The organism is Terrabacter sp. 05T424 (assembly GCF_056396225.1).
Window position 1 is genome coordinate 46,970 of the sequence record NZ_JBFTLB010000016.1, and the last position, 18,742, is coordinate 65,711.

Annotated in this window: 16 protein-coding genes; 8 read left to right on the forward strand and 8 right to left on the reverse strand. The window is 72.0% G+C overall.

Features of this window, described 5'->3' with window-relative positions; translation table 11 throughout:
* Positions 1-20: 20 nt before the first annotated feature.
* Positions 21-647, reverse strand: a complete 627-nt coding sequence (locus AC1DE0_RS21560; protein ID WP_478105518.1) for a pentapeptide repeat-containing protein — start codon at positions 645-647, stop codon at positions 21-23.
* Positions 648-755: 108 nt separating this feature from the next.
* Between AC1DE0_RS21560 and AC1DE0_RS21565 the strand changes: the two genes are divergently transcribed.
* The 4 genes from AC1DE0_RS21565 (at position 756) to AC1DE0_RS21580 (ending at position 6,998) form a co-directional block, all read left to right on the forward strand.
* Entirely contained in the window at positions 756-1,877 is a 1,122-nt protein-coding gene (locus AC1DE0_RS21565) for a citrate synthase 2 (protein ID WP_478105520.1), read from the forward strand.
* 210 nt (positions 1,878-2,087) lie between these two features.
* The gene (locus AC1DE0_RS21570; RefSeq protein WP_478105522.1) at positions 2,088-4,052 is read left to right on the forward strand and encodes a PQQ-dependent sugar dehydrogenase; all 1,965 of its coding nucleotides are present in this window, start codon (positions 2,088-2,090) and stop codon (positions 4,050-4,052) included.
* 235 nt (positions 4,053-4,287) lie between these two features.
* A complete protein-coding gene (gene serC / locus AC1DE0_RS21575) occupies positions 4,288-5,412 on the forward strand; it encodes a phosphoserine transaminase (protein ID WP_478105586.1) in 1,125 nt (374 codons plus the stop codon).
* A gap of 215 nt (positions 5,413-5,627) precedes the next feature.
* Positions 5,628-6,998 carry a lytic transglycosylase domain-containing protein gene (locus AC1DE0_RS21580; RefSeq protein WP_478105524.1) on the forward strand — a complete coding sequence of 457 codons (1,371 nt, stop codon included), beginning with the start codon at positions 5,628-5,630 and terminating at the stop codon, positions 6,996-6,998.
* A 128-nt stretch (positions 6,999-7,126) separates the two neighbouring features.
* Here AC1DE0_RS21580 and AC1DE0_RS21585 read toward each other — a convergent pair whose 3' ends face one another.
* From AC1DE0_RS21585 to AC1DE0_RS21595, 3 genes are all read right to left on the reverse strand, one after another.
* Positions 7,127-8,425, reverse strand: coding sequence for an MFS transporter (locus tag AC1DE0_RS21585; RefSeq protein WP_478105526.1), 1,299 nt, complete (start codon positions 8,423-8,425; stop codon positions 7,127-7,129).
* Entirely contained in the window at positions 8,422-8,871 is a 450-nt protein-coding gene (locus tag AC1DE0_RS21590) for a MarR family winged helix-turn-helix transcriptional regulator (RefSeq protein ID WP_478105528.1), read from the reverse strand. The genes AC1DE0_RS21585 and AC1DE0_RS21590 overlap by 4 nt, the downstream gene beginning before the upstream one ends.
* 185 nt (positions 8,872-9,056) lie before the next feature.
* Complete coding sequence (locus tag AC1DE0_RS21595) at positions 9,057-10,556, reverse strand: NCS2 family permease (protein ID WP_478105530.1); 1,500 nt, start codon at positions 10,554-10,556, stop codon at positions 9,057-9,059.
* A 59-nt stretch (positions 10,557-10,615) separates the two neighbouring features.
* On the opposite strand from AC1DE0_RS21595, the gene AC1DE0_RS21600 reads away from it, so the two are divergent.
* Positions 10,616-10,867, forward strand: coding sequence for a DUF2530 domain-containing protein (locus AC1DE0_RS21600; RefSeq protein WP_478105532.1), 252 nt, complete (start codon positions 10,616-10,618; stop codon positions 10,865-10,867).
* A gap of 21 nt (positions 10,868-10,888) precedes the next feature.
* Here AC1DE0_RS21600 and AC1DE0_RS21605 read toward each other — a convergent pair whose 3' ends face one another.
* The 3 genes from AC1DE0_RS21605 to AC1DE0_RS21615 form a co-directional block, all read right to left on the reverse strand.
* Positions 10,889-11,809 (reverse strand): DUF3027 domain-containing protein, encoded by a 921-nt coding sequence (locus AC1DE0_RS21605; protein ID WP_478105534.1) that lies wholly within the window; start codon positions 11,807-11,809, stop codon positions 10,889-10,891.
* Positions 11,810-11,813: 4 nt separating this feature from the next.
* The gene (locus AC1DE0_RS21610) at positions 11,814-12,206 is read right to left on the reverse strand and encodes a cold-shock protein (RefSeq protein ID WP_478105536.1); all 393 of its coding nucleotides are present in this window, start codon (positions 12,204-12,206) and stop codon (positions 11,814-11,816) included.
* A 114-nt stretch (positions 12,207-12,320) separates the two neighbouring features.
* On the reverse strand, positions 12,321-13,262 hold the full coding sequence (locus AC1DE0_RS21615; RefSeq protein ID WP_478105538.1) for an aldose 1-epimerase family protein: 942 nt from the start codon (positions 13,260-13,262) through the stop codon (positions 12,321-12,323).
* Positions 13,263-13,332: 70 nt separating this feature from the next.
* Here AC1DE0_RS21615 and AC1DE0_RS21620 point away from each other — a divergent pair, with 70 nt between their 5' ends.
* Positions 13,333-15,639: a helicase-associated domain-containing protein gene (locus AC1DE0_RS21620; protein ID WP_478105540.1), complete on the forward strand. Its 2,307-nt coding sequence runs from the start codon at positions 13,333-13,335 to the stop codon at positions 15,637-15,639.
* A 6-nt stretch (positions 15,640-15,645) separates the two neighbouring features.
* A complete protein-coding gene (locus AC1DE0_RS21625; RefSeq protein WP_478105542.1) occupies positions 15,646-16,020 on the forward strand; it encodes a DNA polymerase ligase N-terminal domain-containing protein in 375 nt (124 codons plus the stop codon).
* Between the two features lie 5 nt (positions 16,021-16,025).
* On the opposite strand, the gene AC1DE0_RS21630 is transcribed toward AC1DE0_RS21625, so the two are convergent.
* A complete protein-coding gene (locus AC1DE0_RS21630; protein ID WP_478105544.1) occupies positions 16,026-16,958 on the reverse strand; it encodes a hydroxymethylglutaryl-CoA lyase in 933 nt (310 codons plus the stop codon).
* A gap of 113 nt (positions 16,959-17,071) precedes the next feature.
* Here AC1DE0_RS21630 and AC1DE0_RS21635 point away from each other — a divergent pair, with 113 nt between their 5' ends.
* The gene (locus tag AC1DE0_RS21635; protein ID WP_478105546.1) at positions 17,072-18,724 is read left to right on the forward strand and encodes a DNA repair helicase XPB; all 1,653 of its coding nucleotides are present in this window, start codon (positions 17,072-17,074) and stop codon (positions 18,722-18,724) included.
* Positions 18,725-18,742 lie beyond the last annotated feature (18 nt).

The following is an 18,742-nucleotide window of genomic DNA, read 5'->3' on the forward strand; positions in this document are numbered from 1 at the left end:
CCCCGCGGACGTGCGGGCGCTCAGTCGGCGACGAGGATGCCGAGCTCGGCCGCGAAGGCGTCGGCGAGGTCGATCACCTGCGGGCGGCTCAGGGTCGCCCCCTTGAGGCCGGCCAGCCCGACCGGCGACCTGAGCGTCGCCCCGGAGAGGTCGAGGCCGGCATACGTGCCGCGACCGAAGGACGGCTGCTGCAGCGTGCAGCCCTCGAACGTCAGCCCGTCGACGACCGCCTCCTGGAGGTCCAGCTCGACGACGACGCAGTCGACGAAGGCGACGTCCTTGAGCCTGGCGCCGCGCAGGTTGAGGAAGTCGACCTTGCCGCCCACCACCGTGACGTCGCGCCAGGTCGAGCCCCAGGCCGACACCGCGGCGAGCCGGCAACCGTCGATGATCGTCTCGACCAGGCTGGCCTCGACGAGGCTCAGGCCGACGCCGTGGACGCGCTGCCATTCGCACTCCGACCAGCGGGAGCCCGAGAGATGCGCCTCGTCGAGGGTGGCCCCAACCAGCGTGCACTCGAGGAACGAGGCACCCTCGGCGTGCGCGCCGCTGAAGTCGGTGCCCTCGAACCGGACGGCGTCCTGGTGGAGGTCCCGTGTGGCGAACACGGCGTCACGAAACACGGTCTGGTCGGCGGCTGACGGCATACGGTGAAGTCTGGCAGCCACGACCCATTCCCACCCACGCCCACCCCGACGGCCGTTGGCTGCTGGCCTCCACACCGCGGTGGTACCGCCTGCACAGCAAGGACGCACATGGCAGACAGCACGCCCGATCCCGACTTCAAGCCAGGACTCGAGGGCGTCATCGCCTTCGAGTCGACCATCGCCGAGCCGGACAAGGAGGGCGGGGCGCTGCGCTATCGCGGCGTGGACATCAACGACCTCGTCGGCCACGTCGACTTCGGCCACGTCTGGGGCCTGCTCGTCGACAACGAGTTCGACCCCGGCCTCCCTCCCGCCGAGCCCTACCCGCTGCCCCTGCACACGGGCGACGTGCGCGTCGACGTGCAGTCGGCCCTCGCGATGCTCGCGCCGGTCTGGGGGTTCAAGCCGACCCTCGACATCGACGCCGAGGAGGTGCGCGACAACCTCGCCCGGGCCGCCGTCATGGCCCTCTCCTTCGTAGGCCAGTCGGCCCGCGGCCTCGACAAGCCGATGGTGCCGCAGCGCGAGGTCGACAGGGCCTCCACCATCACCGAGCGCTTCATGATCCGCTGGCGCGGCGAGCCCGACCCCAAGCACGTCGAGGCCGTCGACGCGTACTGGGTGTCCGCGGCCGAGCACGGCATGAACGCCTCCACCTTCACCGCGCGCGTCATCACCTCGACCGGCGCCGACGTCGCTGCCGCGCTGTCGGGTGCGGTGGGCGCGATGTCCGGGCCGCTCCACGGCGGGGCTCCGTCCCGCGTGCTGCACATGCTCGACGGCGTCGAGCAGCAGGGCGACGCGACGGCCTACGTCAAGGGCGTGCTCGACAAGGGTGAGCGCCTCATGGGATTCGGCCACCGCGTCTACCGCGCCGAGGACCCGCGTGCCCGCGTGCTCCGGTCCGCCTGCGAGCGCCTCGGGGCGCCGCGCTACGAAGCCGCGGCCGCGCTCGAGAAGGCCGCACTCGACGAGCTGCACGCCCGCCGGCCCGACCGCGTGCTCGCGACGAACGTCGAGTTCTGGGCCGCGGTCATCCTCGACTTCGCCGAGGTGCCGGCGTCGATGTTCACCCCGATGTTCACGTGTGCGCGCACGGCCGGCTGGTCGGCGCACATCCTCGAGCAGAAGCTGACCGGGCGCCTCATCCGGCCGTCGTCGCGCTACATCGGCGAGGGGCCGCGCAAGCCCGAGGACGTCGCCGGGTGGACGGCCGACATCGGCCACTGACCGCACCGGGTCGGTGAGCGTCGACCGAAGGACGTATGCCGCTGGGCCTGGTCACACGACCGGGCCCAGCGGCATACGTGCTCGGTGACGTCGGATCTCGGCGCGCGCCGTCGCACGGGCGCGCGTAGCCTCCCAAATGGGAGCAAGCGGGACACCGAGTCGGGAGCCATCATGGTGCAGCGTCTACGAGTCCGAGGATCCATCGCCCTGGTGGGCGCACTGCTCGCCGGGGCCGCACTGGCCGTGGAGCAGCCCGCCGCCGAAGCGGCACCCACCGTGCGGGTCACGACCATGGTGTCGGGCCTCAGCAACCCCTGGGACCTGACCTGGGTCGGCGGGCTCATGCTCTATGACCTCCGCGCCGGCCAGGTGTGGAGCAAGCGCGGAGCCAATGCCCCACGGAGAGTGACCATCTCGGGGTTCCCGTCGATCTTCGCCCAGAGCGAGGGCGGGCTGCTCGGCATCGTCGCCGACCCGGCCGCCTCGACGAACAGGCGCTTCTACACCTGCCAGTCGGTGCGCACCTCCGCCGGCAACCCGCTCGACGTCCGCGTTCTGCGCTGGCGGCTGACGAGCGACACCACGGCGGTCTCCGACGGCGCCCCCGTGGTGACGGGCATCCCGCTGTCCAGCGGCCGGCACTCGGGCTGCCGGCTGCGCTTCGGTGGTGACCGCCGCCTCTACGTGGGCACCGGCGACGCGGCCGTCGGCACCAACCCGCAGAACCTCGGCGCGCTCGGCGGGAAGGTGCTGCGGGTCAACTGGGACGGGAGCATTCCGACCGACAACCCCTTCTACTCGCGAGGCGGCAACGCCCGGTACGTCTGGAACTACGGACACCGCAACATCCAGGGTCTCGCGCTGCGCCCCGGCACGTCCGAGCTGTGGTCGGCCGAGCACGGCTCCGACCGCGACGACGAGATCAACCTGTCGGTGCGCGGCAGCAACTACGGCTGGGACCCCGTGCCCGGCTACAACGAGGCCACCCCGATGACCGACACCGCGAAGTTCCCGAACGCCCGCCGGCCTATGTGGAGCTCGGGCTTCCCGACCGTCGCCACGAGCGGGGCGACGTTCCTGCAGGGTGCGGCCTGGGGTGAGTGGCAGGGCGCGCTCGCCGTCGGCCTGCTCAAGGGCGAGGGCATCTACCTCATGCGCTTCGACCCGACCCCGGGCACGAGCCGGGTCGCCCGCGTCGTCCGGCTGCCCGGCGCGCAGGGCTTCGGCCGCATCCGCACGGTGCAGACCGGGCCCGACGGGGCGCTGTGGTTCACCACGTCCAACGGCACCAACGACCGCATCGTCCGCGTCGCGCCCACCGCCACGCCGCCGACGGTGCGGCGGGGCTCGCTCGTGTCGCCGAGTGGGGTGGGTGCGGTGCGCACGGGCAGCGAGATCTGGGCGTTCGTGCGCGGCACCGGCGACGTCGTCCAGTACCGCCGCAGCCGCGACGACGGGGCGACGTGGTCCGCGTGGACGTCCGCCGGCGTCACCAGCACCGATGCGCCGTCGGCTGCGTCGTCATCGGCCGGGCGCATCGACCTGTTCACCCGCAACGCCTCACGGCAGGTCGTGCACACGTGGTTCACCGGCGGCGTTCGACGGGGCTCGACGCTGCTCGGCGGTGGGGTCATCGCCCAGCACGGCAGCTCGGCAGGCGGCGGCACGCTCGACGTCTGGGCCGTCGCCCCGAACGGCACGGGCTGGCGCGACCACCACGACGGGCGGCGCTGGTCCGGGTGGAGGCAGGTCGGGGGCATCTTCACCTCGGGACTCTCGGCCTCGGCCAACCTGACGACAAAGGTCACCACGGTCTCCGGTCGCGGCCAGCTCCCGGTCACCTACGAGCGCACCTTCACGGCCCCCGGGGCGAGCCCCAGCGGCTGGGTCCCACGCGGCGACGGGATGTCCGCCTGGTCGTCGCGCGCCATGGCCGACACGACCGGCGGGCAGGCGCGGATCGCGGTCACCACCGGGCCCGACCGGCAGGCAGTCGTGCAGCGCAGCGCCCTGCAGCTCGGGGTCACCGCGATGTACACCTCGGCCACCGACGTGGTCAGCCGGCCGAACGGCACCTTCGTGATGTTCGGTCGGGGCAGCGACGGGACGCTCTGCTACTACGACGCCAGGCCCGGTGGCTACGTCAACCGGTCGCTCGGCGGCGTCGTCCGCTGAGTCAGCCCGACGCGTACGCCGTCTGCTCTGGTCGGCGGAGTGTCCCGAGCGGGCAATGGTGCGGGCTCCCTGCAGAGGTCACCGGTCCACGAACCGAGCGGCGGTGTCCAAGGGGTGGGCACGTGAGGTTGAATGGGCCGCGGTGACGACGGCGTCATCCGAACTCAACACGACCCGCCGCATCCACGTGACGTGGCCGCATCCGCAAGGTGAACCCGTGACCGAAGCACCAGCTGTGACCCAGCCCATCACCATCCCGCCCGAGCTCCTGCCGGCCGACGGACGGTTCGGCTCCGGGCCCAGCAAGGTCCGCCCCGAGCAGGTCGAGTACCTTAGCTCCCTCGGGCGCACGATCCTCGGGACCTCGCACCGCCAGGCGCCGGTGAAGAACCTCGTCGGCGAGGTCCGCCAGGGCCTGCGCGACCTCTTCTCGCTGCCCGAGGGCTACGAGATCATCCTCGGCAACGGCGGCTCCACGGCGTTCTGGGACATCGCCGCTTTCGGTCTCGTGCGTGACCGCGCGCAGCACCTCGCCTTCGGTGAGTTCTCGAGCAAGTTCGGCAACGTCACCCAGGCCGCGCCGTTCCTCGGTGAGCCGACGATCGTCAAGGCCGACCCGGGCACGCTTGCCGCGCCCCACGCCGAGGCGGGCGTCGACGCCTACGCCTGGCCCCACAACGAGACCTCGACCGGGGTCATGGCGCCGGTCAAGCGCGTCGAGGGGGCCGACGCCGACGCGCTCGTGCTCATCGACGCCACCTCCGGCGCGGGCGGACTGCCGGTCGACATCACCCAGTCCGACGTCTACTACTTCGCCCCGCAGAAGTGCTTCGCCGCCGACGGCGGGCTGTGGCTCGCCGCGTTCTCACCCGCCGCACTCGCCCGCGTCGACGAGATCGCCGCCAGCGGCCGTTGGGTGCCGGACTTCTTCAGCCTGCCGACCGCGATCGACAACTCGCTCAAGGACCAGACCTACAACACGCCCGCCCTCTCGACGCTCGCCCTGATGAAGAGCCAGCTCGACTGGATGAACGGCAACGGTGGGCTCGAGTTCACGACCGGCCGCACGAAGGACTCCTCCACCCGCCTCTACACGTGGGCCGAGCAGACCGACTACACCACCCCGTACGTCGCCGACCCGGCCGCCCGGTCGCAGGTGATCGGCACGATCGACCTCGACGACGCGATCGACGCAGCTGCGGTTGCCGCGACCCTGCGTGCGAACGGCATCGTCGACGTCGAGCCCTACCGCAAGCTCGGCCGCAACCAGCTGCGCGTCGCGATGTTCCCGGCCGTCGACCCCGAGGACGTCACCACGCTGACGAAGGCCATCGACCACGTGGTCGCGCAGCTCGCTTGACCGAACGGCAACCGAAGGAGCGATTCGTCCCCGCTCCAGCGATGGACACCCTTCGCTGGCACAGGACGAATCGCTCCTTCGATTGATCGGGAAGCGCAGGGATCGCTTTCACGATGGGACCAAGGAACGTCCTCACCGTCGCGTGACCTTTGCGGGTATGCCTCGTTGACCAGCACAGACCGCCAATGGGGGCGGCCGTCACCGAGGAGTCATCAATGGTCCGCATCGTCCGCGCCGGCACCACCGCGCGCAGGATCGCTGCCGCCGTGCCGGTCATCGCCCTGGCCACGGCCGGCATCGCGTTCGCCGCCACCAGGGGCGCCGACCAGGGCGCCCTCGCGCCGACGTCCATCACCGTTCCCGACACCGCGATCGCCGAGGGCAGCCCGACCTACCCGCAGGCCGGCCCCGCCCCGGCGCCCATGCAGCTGCCCCCGATCTACGACACCTTCACCAAGGACTACGCCCGCGTCGGAGTGCCGCCCGAGGCCCGGGCGGCGATCTCGGCCATCGGCTCGTTCGCCCCCGTCCGGCTGGACGCCAACGGCATACCGTCCGTGGCCGTCGCGGCCTACCAGCGCGCCGCCGGCGTGCTCGGCAGCATCAAGCCCGGATGCGGCATCGACTGGGCACTGCTCGGCGCGATCGGCCGGGTCGAGAGCAACCACGCCCGCTTCGGCGGCAACGTGCTCGATGCGAACGGCATCGCCCGCCCCGGCATCATCGGCATCCCGCTCGACGGCTCACGCGGCACGACCCGCATCACCGACACCGACGGCGGCTCCCTCGACCGCGACACGACGTTCGACCGCGCCGTCGGGCCCATGCAGTTCATCCCCACCTCGTGGGCGCTGGCCGGCCGTGACGGTGACGGCGACGGCGTCGCGAATCCGCAGAGCCTGACCGACGCCGTCACCGGCGCCGGCGTGCTGCTCTGTTCGGGCGGCGCCGACCTGCGCCAGCCCGGGGCCGCCTACAACGCGGTGATGCGCTACAACCACTCCGACTCGTACGTCCGCACCGTGCTGTCGATCGCCGACGCGTACCGCCGCGGCGTCACCGTCCTACCCATGAACGCGCTGCCCGCCGCCCGCCCGGCCTCAGGCACCGGGTCTGCCACTCCTGAGGGCTCGGGCTTCGCGTATGCCGGTTCGCCGGCTCCCCGTTCGACGGCTTCGTCGAGCGCCCGCCCCACACCGGGCGCCTCGGCGAAGCCGTCACCGGCGCCCGCCGGCAAACCCAGCCCCTCCTCGCCGAAGCCCGCTCCGAAGCCGGCACCCAAGCCCGCGCCGAAGCCGGCACCGGTCCCGAGCAGGCCCGGCCCCGGCCTGCCGCTCCCGCTGCCGAGCGTGCCCGGTGTGCCGCTGCCGAAGGTGACGCTGCCTCCACCGCCGGTCAAGCTGCCCACCCCGACCCTGCCCGCCGAGATCGTGCGCCTGCTCGCGCTGCCACACCTGCCCCTGCTGCCGGCCGACCCGAAGGACCTCGTGCGCGTCCTCGACCCCCTCAAGGGGGCCAAGGGCACGATCACCTGCCTGCTCGACAACACGGTCGTCACCTGCCCCTCCGGTGGCCTGCTCGGCTGACTCCCCCACCCCCGGCCGGGCTCGCGCCACGAGGCAGGAGCGGCCGCCCSTCACCGGCGGCCGCTCCGGGGGTGTGGCGATGAAGAGCACGAGCGCCGCGAGGGTGGCGCGGTGGCGGAACTTGAAGTTCACTTCGTCACCTCGGGTGACGTGGGCACCGTCGTGGGGCCCGACGAGGCGAGCTGGATGCGCAGCCGGGGGTGGCGCTGGGTCTGGATGGTCACCGCGACATTCTGCCGACGCGCGAACCACAGGGCCACCGCCACCAGGCTGAGACCGACCGCGATGGTGCCGATCGCGATGGTCCAGCGCGGACCCCAGACGTCGCCGATCCAGCCGATCATCGGGGCACCGAAGGGCGTGCCGCCCATGAAGATCGCCATGTAGAGAGCCATCACCCGGCCGCGCATGACCGGGTCGACACTCACCTGCACCATGGCGTTGGCCGTGGTGAGGGCGGTGAGCGCGGACAGGCCGGTCGGCACGAGGAAGATCGCGAACAGGACGTAGTTCGCTGCCGTCGAGAGCAGCGCGGTCGAGACGGTGAAACCGACGAGCGCGGCGAGCAGGATGCGCAGGCGTGGCCGTGCGCGGCGGGCCGAGAGCAGGGCGGCAGCGAGCGACCCGATGGCCATGATCGAGCCGAGCAGGCCGTACTCGCCCGGCCCCTTGTCGAAGACCTTCGTGGCCATCAGGGCCATGGTGACCTGGAAGTTCATGCCGAAGGTGCCGAGCACGAAGACCAGGGCCATGATGAGCACGAGGTCGGGGCGGCCCTTGACGTAGCGCAGGCCGGCGCGGATCTGGCCCTTGCCGCGGGCCCTGGGCGATGGCGTGAGCAGCTTCGCATCGAGGCGCAGCAGGGCGACGAGCACGAACACGAACGTCGCGGCGTTGGCATAGAGGGCCGGCGCGATGCCGAACCCCGCGATGACTAGGCCGGCCACGGCGGGCCCGATGAGCCGACCGAGGTTGAACGAGGCGCTGTTGAGGGCCACGGCGTTCGGCAGGTGCTCTGTGTCGACCATCTCGGAGACGAAGGTCTGGCGAGCGGGGTTGTCGACCGCTGTCGCGACACCCTGCAGGAAGGCCAGTGCGTAGACGTGCCAGAGCTCGACCACGTCGGTGGCCGTGAGCACGGCGAGGAGCAGCGCGGTGACGAGCAGCGCGGTCTGGGTCATGAAGAGGATGCGGCGCTTGGGGAACCGGTCGACGATCATCCCGGCGAACGGCGCGAGGATGAGGAACGGCAGGAACTGCAGGCCGGTGACCAGGCCGAGCGCCGTGGCCGAGTGGTCGGTGAGGACGGTGAGGACGAGCCAGTCCTGGGCGACGCGTCCCATCCACGTGCCGACGTTGGAGACGATCGCACCGGAGGCGTACACCCGGTAGTTCGGGACGGACAGGGAGTGGAAGGTCGGGCTCACTTGGTCGCCACCTTCGCCAGGACGGCGGCGGCTTGCTGGAGCAGCTCTCGCTCGTCGTCGGTGAGGGTCTCGAAGCGCGCGAGCAGCCACTCGTCACGATGGCGGCGGATGCGGCGCAGCACCTTGCGCCCCTCGGCGGTGAGCGACAGGATCACCTGCCGGCCGTCGGCGGGGTCGTCGGCGCGCGCGATGTATCCGGCCTCGACGAGCGCACTCGTCGTGCGCTTCATGCTCGGCGCCGACACCTGCTCGATCTCGGCGAGCTCGCTGTTGGTGCGGTGGGTGTCCTCGAGGCGCGCGAGCACCGAGAACTGGTGCGGCGGCAGCTCGCGGTCGGACTCGAACCGGACCCGGCGCGAGATGCGCATGCAGGCCAGTCGGATGTCGTTGGAGAGCGAGACGAGCTCGGCCCTGGAGAGGTGGGTGGTCGACGTCTTGGTACGCAAGGGGCGGGTCCTCGGAAGTGCTGTCTGGGGTGGTACTTAGCCTAACTCATTACCTCGGCTAACCATTCCAAGATGTCCAGGGTGCGGTATGCCGGTGGTGACCCACGAAGGCCCCCTCCCGAGCGGGAGAGGGCCTTCACGGCATACGTGGTCGGTAAGGCGGCCGCTCGGTGCGGCAGGACGGCTCAGGTGAAGAGCGCCTCGAGCGGGGTCTTCGCGAAGTAGAGCACGAACAGGCCCGAGACCACCCAGAGCAGCGGGTGGATGCGGCCCGCGTGGCCCTTGGCGATCTTGACGAGCACCCACGCGATGAAGCCGGCACCGATGCCGACGGTGATGTTGTAGGTGAACGGCATGAGCACGATGGTGAGGAACGCCGGGAGGGCGACCTCCATGTCGTGCCAGTCGATGTTGGTCACCTGGGTCATCATCAGGAAGCCGACGATGACGAGCGCCGGCGCAGCGGCCTCCGACGGGACCACCGCGAAGAGCGGCGCCAGGAAGGTCGCGAGCAGGAAGAGGATGCCGGTGACGATCGACGCGAGACCGGTGCGGGCGCCCTCCTCGACGCCGGAGGCCGACTCGATGTAGGACGTGTTGCTGCTGACGCCACCGGCGCCACCGGCGATCGCGGCGACCGAGTCGACCACGAGGATGCGGTCGGTGCTGGGCGGGTTGCCCTCGTCGTCGAGCAGCTCGGCCTCGGTGCCGATCGCGACGACCGTGCCCATCGTGTCGAAGAAGTCGGCGAGCAGCAGCGAGAAGACGAAGAGCGACGCGGTGATGATGCCGAGCTTCTCGAACGAGCCGAGCAGGCTGAACTGGCCGAGGATGCCGAGGTCGGGCGTGTTCGTGACGGAGCTCGGCAGCGCCGGGACGGTCAGCACCCAGGTGTCGGGGTTGGTGAGCACGCCCTTGGCGTCGTAGACGCGGGGGCCGAGCTTGAAGATCGCCTCGATCACCATGGCCAGCACGGTGGCGGCGACCATGCCGATGAGGATCGCGCCCTTGACCTTGCGGATCAGCAGGACCGCGATGAGGAAGACGCCCACGACGAAGACGAGCGTCGGCCAGCCGCTGAGGCTGCCACCGATGCCGAGCTCGCTCGGCACCGACCCGGGCGTGCTGGGCCGGCGCGCGAAGCCGGCGTCGATGACGCCGATGAAGGCGATGAACAGGCCGATGCCGACCGAGATGGCGACCTTGAGCGGCGCCGGGATCGCCTTGAAGACGGCCTTGCGGAACCCGGTGAGCACGAGCACCAGGATGATGACGCCCTCGATGACGACGAGGCCCATGAGGTCGGCGTAGGTGATCTTGTCGGACGAGTGCGTGATCACCATGCCGGTGATGAGGCCGTTGATGCCGAGGCCCGCGGCGAGGGCGATCGGGAAGTTCGCGAAGAGGCCCATCGCGATCGACATGACGCCGGCGATCACTGCGGTGCCGACGGCGACGAGCAGCTTGCTCTCCACGAGGTTGGTGGTGCCGCCGATCATGTTCCCGGAGCCGTCGATGACCCCCGAGAGGATGATCGGGTTGAGCACCACGATGTAGACCATCGTGAAGAAGGTGACGACGCCGCCCCGCACCTCGCGCGCCACGGTGGAGCCGCGCTCGGTGATCTTGAAGAAGCGATCGAGACCGGATGCCGTGTCCGGGCGTGTGGTGGTATCGGCTGACATGCCGCACACCTTAGTGGTGCCGTGTTCCGGCCGCGTTCCGAGACCGTAGGCTGGCGGGCGTGACCGAGCCGTCCCCCGCCCCACCGGCCACCCCGGAGCAGATCGAGCCCCTGCACGTGCCGATGCTGCGCATCATCGAGGTCGGGCTGGCCGCATGGGTCGTCGCCCTGGTCGTGACGCTCGTGGTGCCCTCGCTGCACGAGGGCGACCGCGGCTGGTGGCCGTGGGCGTGCGTCTCCGGCTTCGTGCTCGGCGGCATCGGGTGGGCCTACGTACGCCGTGGGCGCGGCAACGCGCGCGACGCCGCCTGAGCGCGGGAGCGCGCGCCTCGGTCAGTCGGTGACGGGGTCGTCGGAGCCGTGCTGCCCGGGCTCGTCGACCTGCTGCGCCTCGTCGGAGGACTCGGCGGGCGCCTCGTCGGTCGGCCCGGCGGCCTCCTCGTCACCAGGCTCGTCGCCCGTGGTCGCCTCGTCGGAGACATCGTCGGCCTTCGTCTCGGACGGCTCGAGGTCGACGGCGAACTCGTCGACGATCGGGTCACCGACCGAGGCCGGCTCAGGGTGCTCGACGTCGGTCTCGGAGTGGGCACCGCAGCCGTGGTCGAGCGAGACGACCCGTCCGTCGGAGGGGCTCCACTCGTTGGCGCACACCCCGAACGTGGCCCGGAGCGCCCCGGCCATCGGCAGGAAGTAGCCGCACGTCGTGCACCGCTCGGTGGCCTTGGCTGCGACCTCGGCCGTGGGGCCGTGGTCACCGTCGTACCACCGCGAGGCAGCGGTCTCGCGGCCCTCGGCGGAGAGCACCCGCGGGCGGCCGAGGCCGAGCTCGAAGAACGCCATCTGGTCGACGTCCTCGTCGCCGGTCGCCTCGAAGCCCGCCTCGAGGTTGGGGTCGTCGGGGCGGAAGGGCAGCACGTCGCCCGCGCCGAGGTCGCCGGGAGCGAGCCGGTCGGCATACGGGAGCCACTCGGGGGCGAGCACGGCCTCGGGACCGGGCAGCAGGTTCGTCTCGCAGACGGTCGCGACCTTGGCGCGGGGCACACGCGCGACGCTGACGCCCCAGCGCCAGCCGCGGTAGCCGGCTGACGTGCACTCGAACCAGTGCATGCCGAGCCGCTCCTCGAGCACGTCCATGCCGAGGTGGGCGCCGACGGTGTGCGGCTCGGCGACCTCGTCGAGGGCGCCTCGGGCGAGGTCGACCGCCGCGAGCAGCACGGGGTCCTTCTTCGTCGAGGGGGCGGCGTTGACGGTCATCAGGTCACTTCTCCAGCTCGTCGGCGAGGCCGTGCAGGGCGCGCGCGAGGTTCGACGCGAGCTTGCGCTCGGGTCGGCGGCCCGCCCGGTAGACGTTGCTCGCGCCGTCGAGCAGCTGGACGACGTCCTCGATGATGACGACGAGCTCCTCGGGGCTCTTGCGCTCGCGGGCGGTCTTGTTGGCGACGACGGACTGGACCGGGTCGAGCACCTTCACCGACAGCGCCTGCGGGCCCTTGCGGCCGTCGACGACGCCGAACTCGACGCGCGCCCCGGGCTTGACGGTGACGCCGGCCGGTAGGGCGTTCGCGTGCAGGAAGACGTCGGCACCGGACTCGTCGGTGATGAACCCGAAGCCCTTGTCGGCGTTGTAGAACCTGACCTTGCCAGTCGGCACAGTCCACCTCGTTGCGTGTCGTCGCGTCGCGCATGTGACGGCACGACTCGATGGCGCTCCTTGCGCTCGGTTCAAGCCTAACGGCTCAGGGCAAGCCGGATTTCCGGTCCGTGCTCAGGCCGGGGTGATGCCCCAGGTGCCGGTCCACTCCTCACCCGGCTCGAGCACGACCAGGCCCTCGCCGGAGTTGAACGCGTCGGCGGGGCAGCTCATCGGCTCGACAGCGATGCCGACCTCGCCCTTGCGGTCCTCGGCGATCGCGGTGAAGACCTGCAGCCAGGGGAACGCGGCGTCGGCCCAGAGCGTGGCCGAGCGGTCGGCGGCGGTCACCGTGCACCGCCACATGCCGTCGTCGTCGCGCACCACGTCGGTGTAGGCGGTGTCGAGGCGGACGTCACCGACCGGGTGGGGCTCGCGGAAGTCGAGGGGCTCGCCGTCCACGGGCAGCGTTGCGCTCGGCAGCAGACGGTCGTCGACCTGCACCCAGCTGTCCGCCGGGATGGTCAGCCCGACGTCGCGCAGCAGGGTGTCGCCGATCGCCAGGTAGGGGTGGGCGCCGTAGCCGAAGGGAGCGACCGACGGCCCCACGTTGCGCGCCGCCGCCGTGACGACGAGACCGGAGTCGTCGAGCAGGTAGGTGGTGCGCAGGTCGAGGAAGTGGTCCCAGCCCGGCTGCGGGTGCAGGCGGTAGCCGACGGTGACCATCTCGTCCTCGATCTCGACGAGCTCCCACAGGGCCCACCGCACGAGGCCGTGGCTCGCGTTGCCGCGCGGCACCTCGGTGATGGACAGCTGGTGCTCGGTGCCGGCGAACGTGTAGCGGCCGTCGCGGACCCGGTTGGGCCAGGGCATCAGCTGCTGGCCCCGGCCCGACGCGCACGCCTCGTCGGCGGCATACCCGGCGACGACGTCGACGCCGTCACGCGACAGCGTGCGCAGGCCTCCTCCGACCTCGACGACCGTCGCCTCGAACGGACCGTGCCCGATGGTCCACTGCTGGCCGGTGGGCTGGGCCGATGCGGCACCGGCGGCGGACGCGGGCGAGAGCGCGCTCATGGGGGCAACGCTAGCGGGCGGCCTTCCCGGGTGAACGGAGGCCTGACGAAACGGGCACTAGGTTGGGAGGATGGCCACCCCGAGCCGCAGCCTCGCTGACGACATCCGCGGTCGCAGCGACGCCCAGCTCATCGACCTGGTGCTCGCTCGCCCCGACCTCGCGCGCCCCGCGCCCGCCGACCTGACCTCCCTCGCCGCCCGCGCCGGCACGCGCGCCAGCGTGCAGCGCGCCGTCGAGGCCCTGGACTGCGGGCACCTGCAGGTGCTCGAGGCGGTCGTCGTCGCAGGCGACGCCGTCGACCGGGCCGACCTGCTGCACCTGCTCGGCAGCGACGACGCCGCCACGGTCGAGACGCTGGTGCAGGACCTGTGGCGGGCCGCGCTCGTGTGGCGCGGGGCCCACGGCCACCACGTCGTGCGCACGGTGCCCGAGGTGCTCGGCTCGTCCATCGCGGGGCTCGGGGCGCCCATGCGTGAGCTGCGTCCGTCGGCGCCGGCCGAGCAGGTCACTCCTGAGCAGGTCGCCGCTGCGATCGCCGAGGCTCCCGAGGACTCGCGTGCGATGCTCGAGCGGATGACGTGGGGCCCGCCGTTCGGGGTGCTGCCGACCGCGACGCCCGGGCGCACCACCGCGCGCTGGCTGCTCGAGCACCACCTGCTCGTCCCCGTCTCCGCCGACCGGGTCGCGCTGCCGCGCGAGGTCGGGCTCGCGCTGCGAGGTGGCCGACTGCACCGGGCCCCCGAGCTGACCCCGCCCGCCCTCGAGGCCCGCTCGGTGTCACTCGTCGACGCCGCCGCGGGCGGGGCGGCGAGCGAGTGCCTCACCCACCTCGACGAGCTCGCCGCGGCCTGGGGGGCCGACCCCCCGCGGGTCCTGCGCGCCGGTGGTCTGTCGGTCCGCGACCTCCGCGTGGCCCAGATGGCGCTCGACGTCGAGCCCGAGCACGCAGCCTTCGTGGTGGAGCTTGCGTATGCCGCCGGGCTCGTCGCCGACGACGGTGAGGTCGTGCCGGTGTGGGCTCCCACGTCGGAGATCGACGACTGGAGCTCGAGCGAGGCGGGGCACCGCTGGGCCGGCCTCGCCCTGGCGTGGCTCGCGTCGACGCGCGCCCCGCACCTCGTCGGGCGCCGCAGCACGGGCACGGGTCCGGCCAACGCGCTCGGCCCCGACGTGCAGTGGCCGGCCATCCGCGGCATCCGCCGGGAGGTGCTGCGTGAGCTCGCGTCACTCGAGCCCGGCAGCGCCCCGGCGCCCGAGTCGCTGCGCGAACGGCTCGCCTGGCGACGCCCGAACCGGTCGGCAGGCGTGCTCGACGAGGCCGTCGACGCGGTGCTGCGCGAGGCCGAGTGGCTGGGTGTCACGGGGCGTGGAGCCCTCTCGGACGCCGGCCGCGCCCTCGTCGTGACCACCCCGCAGGCCACGTCCACCCCCGAGGAGGAGGCGGGCGCCACGGCGCCGCTGCTCGACCGTGCCGCCGCCGCGATGTCGGCGCACCTGCCCTCCCCCGTCGACCACATCCTCGTCCAGGCCGACCTCACCGCCGTCGCGCCCGGCCCGCTCGTCGGTGGCCTCGGGTCGTTCATGCGCCTGGCCGCCGACGTCGAGTCGCGCGGCGGCGCCACCGTCTACCGCTTCACCCCCGAGTCGGTGCGTCGCGCCCTCGACGCGGGCTGGACCGCCGCCGACTTCACCGAGACGGTGCGCCGGTCGAGCCGCACGCCGCTCCCCCAGCCCCTCGAGTACCTCGTGTCGGACGTCGCGCGCAGGCACGGGCAGACCCGCATCGGCGGCGCGGCGGCATACATCCGCTCCGACGACGAGGCCGTGCTCGACACGATGCTCGCCTCGCGCGAGCTCGCCCCCCTGCGGCTGCGGCGCCTCGCGCCCACCGTGCTGGTGTCGTCGGCCGACCCCCGCGTGCTCGTCGACCTGTTGCGCGACAACGGTTTCGCGCCCGTCCACGAGGGACAGGACGGCGCGGTCGTCCACGCCGAGGCACCTCGCCGCCGCGCAGGAACGCGCCGACGCGGTCCCGGGCCGTCGGTGTCGCCGGTCGACCGCGACTACACGCAGACCCTCGTCGACGGGTTGCGTGCCGCCGAGGCGACGGCAGACCAGCGGCGTGCCGAGGACGAGTCGAGGCCGGGTCCGCGCATCCAGACCATGGACCCGGTGGTCACGCTGTCACTGCTGCGCGATGCGGTCGCCGAACGGCACGGCGTCTGGATCGGCTACTCCGACGGCCACGGCGCGACCAGTCGGCACCTGATCCACCCACAGCGCGTCGAGGGCGGTCGGGTGCGTGCCACCGACGAGTCCGGCCACGAGAAGTCGTTCTCTGTGCACCGCATCGTCGGCGCCACGCTCGAGGGCTGAGCAGCCTTGGCAGGCAAGGGGGCTCGCGACGGCGACCGGCCGGCATACGTGCTCCACGACCACCGCAAGCCGCGGCCGCACTTCGACCTGCGGCTCGAGGAGGGCGGCGTCCTCCGCTCGTGGGCGGTGCCGAAAGGACTCCCCACGAGCAACCGCCACGACCGGCTCGCCGTCGCGGTCGACGACCACGAGCTCGACCACCTCACCTACACCGACGAGCACAAGTCGGTGGCCGAGGCGGGCTGGTGGGAGGAGGAGTCGCGCGACGACCACCGGATCGTCTTCGTGCTCCACGGGGGCAGCGGCCCACGCCGGTTCGCGCTGATCCGCACCGACCGCGACTGGCTGCTCCACCTGACCAAGGACCAGCCGCCGGCCTGACCGCGTCAGCCGCCGGCGAGGGCGCGCACGACGTTCGACGGGCTGGGCCGCCCGAGCTGACCGGCCATCCACACCGAGGTCGCGACGAGCGCGTCGAGGTCGACACCCGTCGCGACGCCGGCACCGTGCAGGGCCCAGACGAGGTCCTCGGTGGCGAGGTTGCCAGTGGCCGACTTCGCGTAGGGGCAGCCGCCGAGGCCACCGGCGGCCGCGTCGACGACCGACACCCCGTCACGCAGGGCCGCCATCGTGTTGGCGAGCGCCTGGCCGTAGGTGTCGTGGAAGTGCACGGCGACCCGGTCGGTGCCGATGCCGCGGGCGGCGAGCGCCTCGAGCAGCCGGTGCACGTGACCGGTCGTGCCGACGCCGATGGTGTCGCCGAGGCTGAGCTCGTGGCAGCCGAGGTCCATCAGCCGCTCGGCCGTGTCGACGACCTGCTCGACCGGGACCGGGCCCTCCCACGGGTCGCCGAAGCACATGGAGACGTAGGCGCGCACCCACATGTCGTCGGCCAGCGCGCGTTTCACGACGGGCTCGAACATGGCGTACTGCTCGTTGACCGACCGGTTGAGGTTCTTCTGCGCGAAGGTCTCGGTGGCCGAGCCGAAGATGGCGATCGCCGAGAGCCCGAGCTCCTCGGCACGGTCGAGGCCGCGCTCGTTGGGCACGAGGGCGGGCCGCTGCCGCCCCAGCCCGTCGGTGCCCAGCGCGCCGAGCACCTCCTCGGCGTCGCCCATCTGCGGCACCCACTTCGCCGGCACGAACGACGTCGTCTCGATGGTGCCGAGCCCCGCCGCCTCGAGCCGCCGGATGAACTCGACCTTCGTCGCGGCCGGCACGACGGTCTTCTCGTTCTGGAGGCCGTCGCGTGGGCCGACCTCGTAGATCGTCACCTGGGGCGGCAGCCCCGTCGCCGCCTCGACCTGTGGGGATCGCATTCGCCCATACTGTCACCACGACAGAAGGCCCCGGATCGCCCCCGGATCGATGTTTCCGGCGGTCACGGGCGACCTCGGAATACATCGAACGGCGGAGGAGGTTGGACGAGTCGATGAATGACGGACCCCTGATCGTGCAGAGCGACAAGACCCTCCTGCTCGAGGTCGAGCACCCGCGCGCCGAGGAGGCCCGCCGCGCCATCGCGCCCTTCGCCGAGCTCGAGCGCGCCCCCGAGCACGTGCACACCTACCGCATCACACCGCTCGGCCTGTGGAACGCCCGCGCCGCCGGGCACGACGCCGAGCAGGTCGTCGACGCCCTGATGACGTTCAGCAGGTATGCCGTCCCGCACGCCCTGCTCGTCGACGTGGCCGACACGATGGACCGCTACGGGCGCCTGACCCTCGAGAAGGAGGGTTTCGCCGACTCGGAGGACGGCACCCGGCTCGTGCTGCGCACGACCGACCGCCCGGTGCTCGAGGAGGTGCTGCGGCACAAGAAGATCAAACCGCTCACGGGCGAGCGCATCGACGACCTGGCGGTCACGGTGCACCCGAGCGAGCGTGGCACCCTCAAGCAGGAGCTGCTCAAGATCGGCTGGCCCGCCGAGGACCTCGCGGGCTACGTCGACGGTGAGGCGCACCCGATCGACCTCCAGCAGGACGGCTGGCACCTGCGTCCCTACCAGCAGCACGCCGTCGACGGCTTCTGGCACGGCGGCTCGGGTGTCGTGGTGCTCCCCTGCGGGGCGGGCAAGACGCTCGTCGGTGCCGGCGCGATGGCCGCGGCCAAGGCGACGACCCTCATCCTCGTCACCAACACCGTCAGTGCGCGGCAGTGGAAGGACGAGCTGCTCAAGCGCACGACCCTGACCGAGGACGAGATCGGCGAGTACTCCGGTGCCCGCAAGGAGATCCGCCCCGTCACCATCGCGACCTACCAGGTGCTGACGACGAAGCGGAAGGGCGCCTACGCCCACCTCGACCTGCTGGACGCCCGCGACTGGGGCCTCGTCGTCTACGACGAGGTGCACCTGCTGCCGGCGCCGATCTTCCGCATGACCGCCGACCTGCAGGCCCGCCGCCGCCTCGGCCTGACCGCGACCCTCGTGCGCGAGGACGGCCGCGAGGCCGACGTCTTCAGCCTCATCGGCCCGAAGCGCTTCGACGCGCCGTGGAAGGACATCGAGGCGCAGGGCTACATCGCCCCCGCGGACTGCGTGGAGGTGCGGGTCACGCTGCCCGACGGCCAGCGCATGGCGTACGCCGTCAGCGAGCCCGAGGACCGCTACCGCCTCGCGTCCTGCACCGACGCGAAGCTCGGTGTCATCGAGAAGCTCGCGGCGCAGCACGTCGGCGAGCCGACGCTGGTCATCGGTCAGTACCTCGACCAGCTGCACGAGGTCGCCGAGCGGCTCGGCGCCGACGTCATCACCGGCGAGACGACGGTCAAGGAGCGCCAGCGGCTCTACGATGCGTTCCGCGCGGGAGAGATCAGCACCCTCGTCGTCAGCAAGGTGGCGAACTTCTCGATCGACCTGCCCGAGGCGAGCGTCGCGATCCAGATCAGCGGCACGTTCGGGTCGCGCCAGGAGGAGGCCCAGCGCCTCGGCCGGGTGCTGCGCCCCAAGGGCGACGGTCGCACGGCGCACTTCTACACGATCGTCAGCCGCGACACCGTCGACGCCGACTTCGCCGCGCACCGCCAGCGCTTCCTCGCCGAGCAGGGGTACGCGTACCGGATCGTCGACGCCGACGACCTCTGAGCCGCCCGGCCGGGATCT

Bases quoted from the DNA above. Each gene is read 5' to 3' on its own strand.
- AC1DE0_RS21595 (WP_478105530.1), bottom strand. From the start codon at position 10,556: ATGTCAGCCGATACCACCACACGCCCGGACACGGCATCCGGTCTCGAT.
- AC1DE0_RS21605 (WP_478105534.1), bottom strand. From the start codon at position 11,809: ATGACCGTCAACGCCGCCCCCTCGACGAAGAAGGACCCCGTGCTGCTC.
- AC1DE0_RS21630 (WP_478105544.1), bottom strand. From the start codon at position 16,958: ATGCGATCCCCACAGGTCGAGGCGGCGACGGGGCTGCCGCCCCAGGTG.
- AC1DE0_RS21560 (WP_478105518.1), bottom strand. From the start codon at position 647: ATGCCGTCAGCCGCCGACCAGACCGTGTTTCGTGACGCCGTGTTCGCC.
- AC1DE0_RS21615 (WP_478105538.1), bottom strand. From the start codon at position 13,262: ATGAGCGCGCTCTCGCCCGCGTCCGCCGCCGGTGCCGCATCGGCCCAG.
- AC1DE0_RS21565 (WP_478105520.1), top strand. From the start codon at position 756: ATGGCAGACAGCACGCCCGATCCCGACTTCAAGCCAGGACTCGAGGGC.
- AC1DE0_RS21620 (WP_478105540.1), top strand. From the start codon at position 13,333: ATGGCCACCCCGAGCCGCAGCCTCGCTGACGACATCCGCGGTCGCAGC.
- AC1DE0_RS21635 (WP_478105546.1), top strand. From the start codon at position 17,072: ATGAATGACGGACCCCTGATCGTGCAGAGCGACAAGACCCTCCTGCTC.
- AC1DE0_RS21580 (WP_478105524.1), top strand. From the start codon at position 5,628: ATGGTCCGCATCGTCCGCGCCGGCACCACCGCGCGCAGGATCGCTGCC.